Below are 11,904 nucleotides of genomic sequence, written 5' to 3'. Positions count from 1 at the left end.
AGCACATGATCAATAAAAGAAAAGCAGCCTGCGTGCTATCATTATCCATGATGGCATTTACGGGTCAGCTATTTTCACAGCAAAAAGATTATCCTATACAGCCTGTGGCGTTTACCAGTGTTCACGTGAACGATAATTTCTGGCAACCTAAAATGGAGGTGAACGCCAATGTGACCATCCCTTATGTATTGGCACAATGTAAGGCAAATGGCCGCATGGATAACTTTTTAAGAGCCGCCAAAAAATTGGATGGTGATAAGCTAAGCGAATTTCCGTTTGATGATACCGATGTTTATAAAGCTATTGAAGGGGCCTCCTACTCTATGCAAAACAAGGCTAATCCTAAGCTGGATAAATATATTGATACGCTGATCAGTATCATTGGCGCCGCCCAGGAACCCGATGGTTACCTCTACACATTTCGTACCGTACATGCCAAAAAACCGCATGAATGGATAGGTGCCAAACGCTGGGAACAAGAAGAAGTGCTGAGCCATGAGCTGTACGATTGCGGCCATTTGTATGAAGCTGCCGTTGCCCATTACCAGGCTACAGGTAAACGTACCTTGCTTAACATCGCCATAAAAAATGCCGACCTGCTGGTTAAAGTTTTCGGTCCGGGTAAGCTGGAAGAGTATCCAGGTCATCAGATCGTGGAGATTGGCTTATCGAAAATGTACCGGGTTACAGGTAATAAGCAATACCTTGATCTGGCCAAATTTTTCCTGGATGTTCGTGGCCCTAAGGGCGACGCCTACAACCAGGCCAACAAAAAAGTAGTCGACCAGCACGAGGCCGAAGGGCACGCCGTAAGGGCGGCCTACATGTATACCGGCATGGCAGATATTGCCGCCTTAACCGGCGATACCAAATATTTAACCGCTATTGATGATATATGGGGCGATGTGGTTAACAAAAAACTCTACATCACGGGTGGTATAGGCGCAACCGGTAATGGCGAAGCTTTTGGGGATGCTTACCAGCTTCCGAATATGTCGGCCTATGCTGAAACCTGCGCGGCCATTGGTAATGTGTACTGGAACAACCGGATGTTTTTGCTGCATGGCGATTCAAAATATATCGACGTACTGGAGAGAACGCTTTATAATGGCCTGCTTTCGGGCGTTTCTTTAAGTGGTGACCGCTTCTTTTATCCCAATCCGCTGGCATCTATGTCACAGCATCAGCGTAGCGCGTGGATAAGCTGTGCCTGCTGTATCAGCAATATGACCCGTTTTTTACCATCGTTGCCGGGCTACGTTTATGCCAAAAATAAAAATGATCTGTATATCAACCTGTTCATGGGTAACTCCAGCAATATTAAATTGGCTTTGGGTAATGTGAACATTGTGCAAACCACCGATTATCCATGGAAAGGTAAAGTTGATATAACAGTTAATCCAGAGAAAAGCCTTGAATTTACCTTAAGGGTACGTATACCAGGCTGGGCCAAACAACAACCGGTACCGGGTAACCTATACACTTTTATGGATAAAAAAGCATTGCCGGTTATGTTATCCATCAATGGTCAGCCTCAATCATTTGTTACCGAAAAAGGCTATGCCGTATTAAAACGGACCTGGAAAAAAGGCGATCAGGTTTCCTTGCTGCTGCCAATGAAAACAGAAAAGGTATTAGCTAATCCGTTGGTAAAAGACGACAAAAGCCGTTTTGCTTTTGAACGCGGCCCGGTTGTATACTGTTTGGAAGGTCCTGATAATAAAGACAGCCTGGTACAAAATATCATGGTTGATACAAACGCCATTGCCAATGCAAATTATCATGCTGATCTGTTAAACGGTGTTGATGTGATAAGCGCTGAGGGTAAAAGCACCAAACGCCAGTTAAACAGCGACCAACTCATTGAGGCCAACCAACAGGTAAAAGCTATCCCTTACTATGCCTGGGCAAACCGCGGACCAAGTGAAATGACCGTATGGATCCCTTACGAGGCTTCGGCTGCGCGACCCAAACCTGCACCAACCATAGCAAGTACCAGCAAGGTAACATCATCCTTAAAAAACACCAGGATGTACGCAGCAATCAAAGATCAATATGAACCTGCCGACTCTAAGGATACCAACTACCCTTACCTGCATTGGTGGCCAGCCAAAAATACCAGCGAGTATGTTCAATACGATTTTGATACAACGCATACAGTCAGCGAATCAAAAGTTTATTGGTTTGATGATGGGCCATGGGGTGGCTGCCGCATACCGGCATCGTACAAAATATTGTATCTGAAAGATGGTCAATGGGTACCGGTAAAAAACACCATACCATACACCATCAGCAAAGACGGCTTTAATACCGTGACCTTTGAACCGGTTAACACCACAGCCTTAAGAATGGAAATTCAACTACCAGTTGATAATTCTTCCGGCATACATGAATGGGCGATTAAATAGCGAAAGCAAAAATCCCGTAGCATATGCTACGGGATTTTTGCTTTTATAATAATGGATGTTTTTCATTCCATTGAGCCGCTTGCTCATACACATGGGCAACTTTCAACACCTGATCATCTCCTCCCCATGGACCAGCTACCTGCAAGCCTTGCGGCATACCATTTCCATCAAAACCACAAGGGATACTGATAGCCGGTAAACCATAGTAATTAAAGAAAAAAGTATTGTCCGCCGAAAGAGTCATTGGCCCCTTTGCCTGTGCCGATTGAATATCCGGAACCTGACCGGTAAGTGTCGGCAAAACCACCACATCGACATTTTTAAATAGCTGCTCAGAAATAGTTTTACGATCCTGGTCAATTGTAGCTGTGCTAAATGAGGCTAATTCAAAAGGGAGCGATATATCAGCAATACGATAACCCAGCGAGCTAAACTTTTCCTTAGCCTGAAAGTATACTGCATTTACCCCATCACTTGCCTTGTAGTTTGATACAAATCCTATTGTTATCTTTTTGTGATCGCTTAAGTCTGTAGCCTGCTGCTGATCGGAAAAGATATCCAACAAAATGGCAGCGTCCTCCGCGTAGCGGGTAGTAATACCCACGTGGCTCAATTTAATAATGGTTTCGTCAGCTTGCTCACCTTCCAGGATCCCCTTGCCACTAATGAGACCGTAGGTTGACTTAAATCCGGTAACGCCACAGCACGCCGCCGGTAACCTGCATGAACCAACCGCGTCGGTATCAATGGTAGCATAACAAAACCCTGCCGCAACCGCTGCTGCCGAACCTCCAGATGATCCACCGGCAATAAATTCGGTATTCCAGGGATTGTGGACCGGACCAAAATAGCTCACCAGCGAGGTAGTACCCATACCCAGCTCATGCATGTTGGTTTTACCTATCAATATAGCGCCTGCTTCTTTGAGTTTCTGCACCACTTCCGCATCTTTTTCGGGTATACGGTCCTTAAAATGTACAAAACCTGCTGTTGTTCTGATACCCGCCGTATCGTAAAAATCTTTAACAGCTACCGGAATGCCGTGAAGTGGCCCTTTCCATTCGCCACGATTAATTTCCTCCTCTGTTATTTGAGCTTGTTTCCTGGCTTCGTCAGCCAAAACGGTTATAAAAGTATTCAGTTGGGTATCATACTCTTCTATTCGCTGCAAACAAGCGTCGACAAGATCCACCGGCGATACTTTTTTAGCCTTTATCAATTTACTTACGGCTGCAATGCTTGCATTATGGTAATTTTCCATATCCTTACTATTTAGCTATCTGTTCAGTAAAATTCCACATAAAAGCTATAACATACAGGGTGTCTTTGCGCCATAATTAGGGGCCGATTGCAACAATACGCAATCATTTTGTGGTTACTGTTTGTTACATTTACATATAACCTATTTCTATGACAACAGTAGCATTGGGCAGTTCTGCCGGCAAATGGATCATGGTTTCCTCCATCATGGCCTCGGCTATGGCTTTTATTGATAGCACGGCCCTTAATGTGGTGTTACCATCCTTGCAACAAAGCCTGAATGCCACTGGTACTGACTTATTTTGGATCCTGAATGCTTATCTGTTGATGCTGGCCGCCCTGATCATGATAGGCGGCGCCCTGGGTGACAAGCTCGGCCGGAAAAAGATCTTTATGGCCGGGATATTTATATTCATCGCAGGCTCCGCAACCTGCGGCTTTGCCCCCGATGTTAAAATACTCATTACCTGCCGGATGTTGCAGGGCATTGGAGGTGCCTTAATGATACCGGGTAGCTTATCATTGATCTCTTCTTCTATTAACGAAAAAGAACGGGGCAAAGCTATCGGCACCTGGTCGGCTTTTACCACGGTGGTTACTTTGGGCGGTCCTATTTTGGGTGGTGCCTTTGGCGATGCCGGATTATGGCGTTATATATTTTTTATTAATGTCCCGATAGGTGTCATCGCTCTTTTGATCCTTGGGTTTAAAGTGAAAGAGAGTCGCGATGAAGAAGCAGATCAGGCCCTTGATTTTCCGGGGGCTATCGCTATTGTATTAGGTCTTGCTGCACTTACGTTTGGTTTTTTACGAGCGCCTGCAATGGGTTTTGGTCACTGGCAGGTATATATTTCCTTAACATCTGGCATCACATTGCTGGCCGCTTTTATCCTTATTGAAAGTAAAAGCAAGCACCCTATGATGCCCTTAAAATTGTTTACTAACATGACTTTTAGTGGTGTTAACCTGCTTACTTTTTTCCTGTATGCCGGGCTTAGCGCAGGTATGCTGTTTCTTTCGCTCAACCTGGTGCAGGTACAGGGTTATAGCCAGTTACAATCTGGTCTTACCTTTCTGCCTTTTACTATACTGATGATCGGGATGGCGCGTTTTGCAGGAGGTCTCGCAGATAAACATGGACCGCGATTGTTATTAATAGGCGGCCCGGCAGCGGCCGGTGTTGGCTTGCTGATCCTATCCTTCGTCAAACAAACCAATGGCCCTTCTGATTACTGGACTACCTTTTTCCCGGGGATTATTGTTTTCGGTTCGGGTATGTCATTCACGGTGGCGCCGCTTACTGCCGCGGTTATGGGTTCGGTCAGTGATCATTTTTCGGGAACGGCTTCCGGCGTGAACAATGCCCTTACACGTATTGCCAATGTTTTCGCCAACGCTATTTTAGGCGCCTTAGCCGTTCTGTTTTTCACCGGGGCACTGCAACAGGAAATTCAACGCATCCCCTTAAATGAAAAACAAAAACAAGTGGTAATGGCGCAAGCCACTAACCTGGGTGATGCCAAAGTCCCGGCAGACTTCAATGCCCATGAGCAACAGGCTATTAAAAAGCTGTATCATTCCGGATTTATTGGTGTTTATGCCCGGGTGATGCAACTATCCGCTTCACTTGCTTTTTTAGGTGCATTGATGTCCTTTCTGTTTATCAGGAACAGTACTCTTAAAAAGGGTACCCCACCCGATCCGTAATAAGAGTAACACATCTAAGTAAATAACAAAGACGAATTTAGGAGGCTCCCCGGGAGCCAAAGTATATTTTTTACTTTTCTATAAACAGGATGCTCCTCCGGAGCTGAGGTAAGCAGAAGCTCCAGAGGAGCATTCTATTTATAGCCGATATAAGGCGTCTTTTGGGGCTCCGGAGGTGCCTCCTGCATCGCTATTTCAATTACAAAAGATTTAATTAATCCCAATAAATTTAGATGCATTTGCCGTAGATTCTTTATAACAACTTTTGCGCCCTAAGCAAGTTATCCGTATTCTGTAGTATTTTGGCTTTGAGCTTTGGATTGTAATGAGGATGAGCGCTTAAAAAATCATTAACAGTTTTAGCGGCCTGCTTGTCCTGGTAATAACCCAAAACAGCTTGTAACCATGATTGCGGGAAGAAGATATCTCCGGTTCTTTGTATCTCTTCAACCATTTCCAGGCTTTTGGCCAGGTATTTTTCTGATGTTTTTTGTCTTAATGGATGATGCAGGTAAACCAAAGCCGTGGTAACCCATGCTTCTTTTTGCCGGTTCTTCGCATCCTGAAGGCTGTTAAAAAACGCTTCACGCTCCTGTTCATTTGAAGATAAGGCGGGTATTAAAAACTCCAACCGCTTTTTACGATCTGCGTTGGTTATCCTTGTCTCTTGCATCTGTAATACGCCGGTCGGCGAGTCATCTTTTAGGGCTATACTCAGCGCCAGGGAGGTGTAATCATCCTCATTTAACTTTACACCCACCGGTGGTTTTTGCAACTGCCAGATGGTATAGATATTCTTTTTAGCAGCCTCTGTTAAATAAACATCCTGATAGGCCCGGAATAGTACTTTTTTATTATTGGGCTTCTCCTGCTGCTGTAATGCCGTCCATAAACTTTCCTCTAAGTCAGATGCTATCTTATTTCTATCCGCAGGTGTAATAAATTCCCAATAAATATTGCCGATATAGCCGGTTAATAACCTCAGGTTAGTTTCTTCTTTTTCTAAAGCTAATCCTTTCGAAAAAATGTTCAGCAGCTCCTGTGGTTTAAAATAACGCCCCTCTAACATATTTTCGTAAGCTGATATATAAAGTGAGGCCCTTTGTAATGGGTTATTGATCCGAAATAAACTATCTGTACTACCTTTATCTACCGGGAACAAGCCATAACCTATCCCGTTTGAATTAAATATCATGTACAAAGGTTTATCAAGGCCCACCGTTTCTTTCAGATCGATACTGGCGCCTTTCATATTCACCGCGATGTTTTTAGTATATAACGGGTAAACCATGGTTACGCTGAACGATTGTGGCCAAACACGCATGGCGCCAAACTCCGGGTGTTGCGTGATGGTAAAATCACTGATCTTACCACCGGTATAAATGATCTTTTCGTCAAATACCGGTCGACCGGGTTGGTTCACCCAAACTTTATTCCAGGCGTACAGGTCGGTAGTGGTATGTTTACTCAAAATAGCGATCAGATCATTCCAGGTAGCGTTGCCGTAGGCATATTTCTTTAGATACTCCTGTATCCCTTGTCTGAATTTTTCTTTCCCCATGAGCAGTTCCAGTTGTTGCATCATGATGGGTGCTTTGTGATAAATGATATTACCATAAAGCGAGCCCGCGTCTTTCAGATTATCCAAATCTTGTCGTATCGGATTGGCACCTTGGGTACGATCGATATTATAAGCCGCCGGGTAATGATCCTGCAGAAACTTCAGATCAAAGGTTTCGCTACCCATGAGTTTTTCGGTTATTTTATCGGCCATAAAATTGGCAAACACCTCTTTCATCCATACATCGTTGAACCATTGCATGGTTACCATATCGCCAAACCACATGTGCGCGGTTTCATGCGAAAACAGGTTCGACCGGGATATGATCATGTCTTTTGTAGCTCCATCATCCAAAAACACGGCTGAGGCCTTATACTGCACCTCGCCCGGGTGCTCCATACCGCCAAACTGAAAATCGGGTATGGCTATAAAACCTATTTTCTGAAAAGGAAACGGGATGCCTGTCCATTGTTGTAAAAAGTCAATCGCATCTTTATGAGCAGTAAAAGTTGGGTTAATACTTAATTTGATTTTGGTGGTATCTGTCTCGCGGTATAAAAACTCTGCCTTTCTATTACCTATAAGTTGTTTAACAGCATTGAATTTACCCGCCGCAAATGAAAACAGATAAGTGCTCAATTTATCCGACTTGTTAAATCTAAATGTTGTTCTCCCACCCTGGCTTAGGGAATCAATAATAACCCCATTGGCCAATGCCTTCCATCCTGCCGGTACGGTGAGCGTGAGCAGGTAATTAGCTTTCAGATCGGGCTGATCAAAGCAGGCAAAAACCGTTCGGGCCCTGTCAGGTACAAATAAAGCGTACAAATAATCGTCGTTGCGGTTCAATGATTGATCGCCGGTGGTAAACTGAAGGGAAATCATATTCTTACCCTTACGCAGGAATCCTGGCGCTATCAGTAAATGCTCCTGCTCCCATTTAACCGGGATCTGTTTGTTATTTACCTGTATAGCATGAACTTTACCCGGGCTTTGTTTCAGATCGAGCTGTAAAGGTTGATCGATATGCTTTAAAACCAGGCTGATCGATTCCCTGGCTTCAATACCTTTATTTTTATCGGCCGGGATATCAAAATTAAGGGTGTATTGAAGGTCACTAATCACCGAGCGGCGATAGCGGGCCAGCACCAGCGATACACCAGGTTCAACTGCAGGGGCACTTACCTGTGCATAAGCTGTTACCGCATTAAAAATTACAAGAAATAAGATGATACCGCGTGTATATATTTTAAAGATCATAGGAAAATGTAACAGCCTGATAACAGTGTCACCAAATTTATAAAAATGAACCCAGTGTTTACGATCAAAACAAGCTCATAAATACTTTCATAGCATTTGATTGGGGCAGATCATTACGATAGGCCATCAATGTAGTCAACATGCCTTGCTCCCCTTCAATGGGATATGTTTTTATTTTCCGGTTATAATACATCTGACTGAACAGATCCTCGGGCATGATGGTTATACCTATTCCTGCTTCTACAAAATTCACTATTCCCTCCAGCGTGTTCAACACGGTGCACTGGTAATTAAAGATCCCCTGGGTTTTTAACCATTCCTCCAGTTTGGGGCGATAGCTACAGCCCACATCAAAAACAACAATTTTAACCTGACCTTTTTTAATATACTCCGGCAGATCGGGATAATTTTCGGCGGTCGCGATAGCCAGTTTTTCTTCTTTTATCAGGTGTACGCCCAATTCCGCCGAGGTAATGGGTGCGGCTACAAAAGCGGCATCAAGCCTGTAATTCAACACATCATTGATCAAATTCATAGAATTATCAGCCCTGAAACTCAACATCACATCGGGATATTTATCCGTAAATTCCTGTATTACCCCAGGCACTTTAAGCGCCATAGTGGTTTCAATACAGCCAATTTTAAGTGAGCCGGATAGTTTATGAACATCTGATAACTCCTGTTTTAAAGTTTCGGTGAGGTAGTTTAGTTTTTTACAGTACTGGATAAATATCTCTCCTGCCGATGTGAGCTCTACCGCGCGTGATGTTCTTTTAAATAACTGTACATTCAATTCCTCTTCCAGATTTTTTATTCGCGCGGTCACGTTTGATTGCACGGTGAACATCGCCTCAGCGGCTTTGGTAAAATTACCATGAGCAGCCACTGCCTCAAATATTTTAAGATCATTACCATTCATAAATCACTTTTTATGATTACATATATTATTATTAATCGTTTTTAATAATCAAATATACAATATAGATTTGAACTATGAAATCAATCACAAAAACAAAATGGCAGATAATATTACTGCTTATCCTGGGTAGAGTTTTACCCCTGCATGCCCAACAAATCAATCCTACAAAAAACAATCAAATGAAAACTACAGCCATCCATTACAACAATATTAAAGTAAACGATCTGAATATTTTTTACCGCGAGGCAGGTCCTAAAGACGCCCCCGTTATCCTGCTGCTGCACGGATACCCAACATCATCATTTATGTTTCGTAAGCTGATACCTATATTGGCTACCCAATATCGCGTGATAGCTCCCGATCTTCCGGGCTTTGGTTTTTCAGACGCGCCCGATCATACCAAATACAGTTATACCTTTGATAACCTGGCCAAAGCTATGCAGGGCTTTATTGATAATTTAAAGCTCAAACGTTTCGCTGTTTACATTTTTGATTATGGCGCTCCTACGGGTCTTCGCCTGGCCCTGGCCAATCCTGAAAAAATAACCGGTATCATATCACAAAACGGCAATGCTTATGAGGAAGGATTAAGCACCGCCTGGAACCCAATCCAAAAAGCATGGAACGATCCTTCGCAGGAGAACAAGGATGCATTGAAAGCGTTTGTATCGTTGGATATGGTGAAGTTTCAGTATGAAACCGGTGTGACCGATAAATCATTGATCGAGCCGGAAGCTTATACATTTGACAAACATATTCTCGACTTGCCCGGTCACGCGGACATCCAGGTCGACCTGATGGTTGATTACAAAAGTAATGTGGTGTTGTACCCAAAATTCCAGGCTTATTTCCGGGATAAAAAGCCAAAACTACTGGCCGTATGGGGCAAAAATGACCCTTTCTTTTTACCAGCCGGAGCCGAAGCTTATAAAAGAGATAACCCAAATGCCAAAGTAAAATTTTATGACACCGGCCATTTTGCACTGGAAACCCATGCACAGGAAATTGGTGCCGATATCCTGGATTTCATGAAAGATCTGCCTAAATAAATGCCGCATCAAATAAAAAAGCCAGGTATCTTATACCTGGCTTTTTTGTTTGATTAAAAACTTACAACTTCACTTTCTTCTCGCCCTCATCCACACCTTTAATAAACTTTACTAAACCGTTCATATAAGTTTGCTGATCGTCGTACATGCTCATGTGACTGCCGTTAGCGCAATACAGATAACTGCCATTTTGAAACTGGGTAGCCATCCACTGCATATGCGCAGGATCCATCGTATCATATTTTCCGCCTATACTTAAGGCTGGAACAGAAATTTCAGGAAGATCAGCTTTACGATCCCAATGCGTTAATTTGCCAGCAATGCCAAATTCGCTTGGCCCCTGCATGGTTACATATAAGGATTGATTGATTTTGTTGAAAGCCCGCAAAAGAGGCTCAGGCCATTGCTCAAACGGGAAACGGCATATATGTTTTGAATAGAAATTGGGTATAAGCAATTGCATATATTCCGGGTTTTCGAAATCACCTTTTGCCTCAATTGCCCTGATGCGGGCCAATACCTTAGGATCAAATTGTTTAGCCAAAACGTTATCGGCATATTTACCATAATCCGGACAGCTTGCCATCATGTTGGAAATGATGAGTCCTTTTAAATGTTGCTGGTATTTAAGCGCATATTCCAAAGCCAGGATGCCACCCCATGAATGGCCCAACAGGTAAAAATTATCTTTATCTAATTTAAGTGCCTGCCTTACTTGCTCCACCTCTTCTACATAGCGGGGTAAGCTCCACATCGCTGTATCTTTAGGATTGTCGGAATTTCCTGTACCCAGTTGGTCGTAATAGATCAGCTCAATGCCCTCGGCCGGTAAAAAGCTTTCCATACACTCAAAATACTCATGAGTAGCACCCGGCCCTCCGTTCAGCAGCAACACTTTAATTTTAGGGTTATTACCAATTTTCTTTGTCCATACGTTAAACTTTCCCTTGGGCGTATTGATGCGAACCACCTGTACCCCTCCCGATTGTACTCCTTTTGTGGTATCTTTTAAAAAAGTATGTAAGCCCAATTCTGTTTTCTGCGTTGCACTGGGGTCTTTGCATGCGGCTAACCAGGTTAGCGCGATAAAAAAAGCGATCTTTAAATGTTTTATTTTCATATGTAGTGTTTGGTATAACAACAGGATATGACCAATTACATGGTTTGCTATATAAAGTCCTAATTTATCAACTTTAAGTTAGTTTTTTAAGCGAAGTGATGTTTGTTGATTGCATTAAAGTTTATACATTTGCTGCATTACAGTTTCACATCAAAAACATGAAAAGAATATTAGGGCTTTTAATCACAACAATAGGCATATTATTAATAGGTAGTTTTTTTATTTTCACGCCAAATCACGCGTTTAACCCGGCTGATTCTGTCAGCGGAGTTCAGGCATCTGCGGGAATCGTTTATGGCGGCTTTATTACTTTTGGTGTTGGCATGGTTATCTTTATATCAACCTTACCATTCGCCGGAGAGAAATCAAAAAACTCCTAAGTGATATAATCTTAAAGAAAATTTCATTTTCGATATACAAAGGGCGATCTGTTAACAGATCGCCCTTTGCTTTTTTTAAACATTTTGGCATGAAATACTTTGTGCTAAGCTGATCAATGTAAACCCAGTACATGATGGTTTACACAATTCATGGAATTAATCATATTAATCAATTGATTATGAGATAATTAACTCCATGTTAACCATAAATTGTGTAAACCATGTAAACCCACTTTTAGG

8 protein-coding genes are annotated in these 11,904 nt (G+C 42.9%); 4 read left to right on the top strand and 4 right to left on the bottom strand.

Going from position 1 to position 11,904, the window contains the following annotated elements:
- Nucleotides 1–5: 5 nt before the first annotated feature.
- Nucleotides 6–2,408, top strand: a complete 2,403-nt coding sequence (locus BLR84_RS17215; RefSeq protein WP_090470599.1) for a glycoside hydrolase family 127 protein — start codon at nucleotides 6–8, stop codon at nucleotides 2,406–2,408.
- A 43-nt stretch (nucleotides 2,409–2,451) separates the two neighbouring features.
- On the opposite strand, the gene BLR84_RS17210 is transcribed toward BLR84_RS17215, so the two are convergent.
- A complete protein-coding gene (locus BLR84_RS17210) occupies nucleotides 2,452–3,669 on the bottom strand; it encodes an amidase (protein ID WP_090470596.1) in 1,218 nt (405 codons plus the stop codon).
- A gap of 149 nt (nucleotides 3,670–3,818) precedes the next feature.
- Between BLR84_RS17210 and BLR84_RS17205 the strand changes: the two genes are divergently transcribed.
- A complete protein-coding gene (locus BLR84_RS17205) occupies nucleotides 3,819–5,375 on the top strand; it encodes an MFS transporter (protein WP_090470594.1) in 1,557 nt (518 codons plus the stop codon).
- Between the two features lie 253 nt (nucleotides 5,376–5,628).
- Here BLR84_RS17205 and BLR84_RS17200 read toward each other — a convergent pair whose 3' ends face one another.
- Nucleotides 5,629–8,196, bottom strand: a complete 2,568-nt coding sequence (locus tag BLR84_RS17200) for a M1 family metallopeptidase (RefSeq protein WP_090470592.1) — start codon at nucleotides 8,194–8,196, stop codon at nucleotides 5,629–5,631.
- 64 nt (nucleotides 8,197–8,260) lie between these two features.
- The gene (locus BLR84_RS17195) at nucleotides 8,261–9,115 is read right to left on the bottom strand and encodes a LysR family transcriptional regulator (protein WP_090470590.1); all 855 of its coding nucleotides are present in this window, start codon (nucleotides 9,113–9,115) and stop codon (nucleotides 8,261–8,263) included.
- 74 nt (nucleotides 9,116–9,189) lie between these two features.
- On the opposite strand from BLR84_RS17195, the gene BLR84_RS17190 reads away from it, so the two are divergent.
- Nucleotides 9,190–10,164 carry an alpha/beta fold hydrolase gene (locus tag BLR84_RS17190; RefSeq protein WP_090470589.1) on the top strand — a complete coding sequence of 325 codons (975 nt, stop codon included), beginning with the start codon at nucleotides 9,190–9,192 and terminating at the stop codon, nucleotides 10,162–10,164.
- 61 nt (nucleotides 10,165–10,225) lie between these two features.
- Here the strand turns inward: BLR84_RS17190 and BLR84_RS17185 are convergent, their stop codons facing one another.
- Nucleotides 10,226–11,284 (bottom strand): proline iminopeptidase-family hydrolase, encoded by a 1,059-nt coding sequence (locus BLR84_RS17185; RefSeq protein ID WP_090470587.1) that lies wholly within the window; start codon nucleotides 11,282–11,284, stop codon nucleotides 10,226–10,228.
- A 158-nt stretch (nucleotides 11,285–11,442) separates the two neighbouring features.
- Between BLR84_RS17185 and BLR84_RS17180 the strand changes: the two genes are divergently transcribed.
- Nucleotides 11,443–11,664 carry a hypothetical protein gene (locus tag BLR84_RS17180; protein ID WP_143013927.1) on the top strand — a complete coding sequence of 74 codons (222 nt, stop codon included), beginning with the start codon at nucleotides 11,443–11,445 and terminating at the stop codon, nucleotides 11,662–11,664.
- Nucleotides 11,665–11,904: the final 240 nt, after the last annotated feature.

The sequence above is a fragment of the Mucilaginibacter sp. OK268 genome (assembly GCF_900103125.1).
In the GTDB taxonomy this organism is placed as follows: domain Bacteria; phylum Bacteroidota; class Bacteroidia; order Sphingobacteriales; family Sphingobacteriaceae; genus Mucilaginibacter.
This window is presented reverse-complemented; position numbering and strand designations above follow the sequence as displayed.

Excerpts from the sequence above, each read along its gene's own strand:
- BLR84_RS17215 (WP_090470599.1), top strand. The coding sequence starts at position 6 with ATGATCAATAAAAGAAAAGCAGCCTGCGTGCTATCATTATCCATGATG.
- BLR84_RS17210 (WP_090470596.1), bottom strand. The coding sequence starts at position 3,669 with ATGGAAAATTACCATAATGCAAGCATTGCAGCCGTAAGTAAATTGATA.
- BLR84_RS17205 (WP_090470594.1), top strand. The coding sequence starts at position 3,819 with ATGACAACAGTAGCATTGGGCAGTTCTGCCGGCAAATGGATCATGGTT.
- BLR84_RS17200 (WP_090470592.1), bottom strand. The coding sequence starts at position 8,196 with ATGATCTTTAAAATATATACACGCGGTATCATCTTATTTCTTGTAATT.
- BLR84_RS17195 (WP_090470590.1), bottom strand. The coding sequence starts at position 9,115 with ATGAATGGTAATGATCTTAAAATATTTGAGGCAGTGGCTGCTCATGGT.
- BLR84_RS17190 (WP_090470589.1), top strand. The coding sequence starts at position 9,190 with ATGAAATCAATCACAAAAACAAAATGGCAGATAATATTACTGCTTATC.
- BLR84_RS17185 (WP_090470587.1), bottom strand. The coding sequence starts at position 11,284 with ATGAAAATAAAACATTTAAAGATCGCTTTTTTTATCGCGCTAACCTGG.
- BLR84_RS17180 (WP_143013927.1), top strand. The coding sequence starts at position 11,443 with ATGAAAAGAATATTAGGGCTTTTAATCACAACAATAGGCATATTATTA.